The following is a 966-nucleotide window of genomic DNA, read 5'->3' on the forward strand; positions in this document are numbered from 1 at the left end:
CAGAGGCGAGCATCGACTCGCCATCCAATATAGATTGATTCTGGCCTGACGTTACTTTTCGCCTCTCAAACTGGCTAACTTGTCCCAGGCTCAGGCTGACGACGTCGAGCCCTCTATCCCAATCGGTATAGCGACTTGTCACACTCAAAGTGAGGCGGTTTTCATCACTAATTCGGTCTCCCCCGGTAAAACGGTTTGCACGAAACAAATTATCGTAATTAAAACTCGGGATAGACGAATCAAAATTGGGCAAATCACTTTGATCCACATAATCGCTATAAACATAGTAAAGCCGAGGCTCGAGACTATTCGTGTAGCTTTCTGGCAAAAGGGTTGGCGTTCGATCGAACGCCATTCCTGCATCAAATTCAAACACCGGAATGGTTCTGCCTGCATGCTTATCAGTTTGTGACCAGTCCTCTAAATAGTAATCCGTGTGATCAACACTCACGCTCGGTTTTGCATGAGCAAAACTATTGCGCCAAGGGACGGACACAGTCGGCCGATGCCGAGCCCGGGATCCGCGAACAAGCTCATCTCCAACCAATTGATCTTGATCACGATAAAAATAAACGTATTGGCTATCCCAATCTAAATCGAGCGTTTTATACGGCTGAAAAATAGAGAGGTTTAACTCAGGCAAACGCTGATACGACTGCTCAGATGGCAGCGTGCTCGAACTCAAAGATTTATATTGTTGAAACAACGCCTCAAACTGATAGCGCTCACCGATATGCCGGACAGAGAAGCGGCGATCAAGCATGTCCTTACTCGCTACCTGCAAGCCTTGATCTAAATCGTCGAGATAATCATCATCACTAATCTGCGTGTAATTCAAGTAACCGATGGTGTCGGTGTACAAGGTATCAAGCTTCCAGTCCTGCTCAATATTGAAGCCCCAGCGCTGGCCGTTCTCGTCAACATTACCGAGATCAATCTGTTCGCTCTTATAGGCCTTATCCTCAT

The 966-nt window shown here is 46.8% G+C and carries 1 protein-coding gene; it reads right to left on the bottom strand.

What is annotated here, in order from left to right:
- The coding region (locus A3750_RS22615; protein ID WP_156498855.1) for an LPS-assembly protein LptD at positions 1 to 966 on the bottom strand (966 nt) is incomplete at both ends.

It is taken from the genome of Oleiphilus sp. HI0079, from assembly GCF_001635105.1.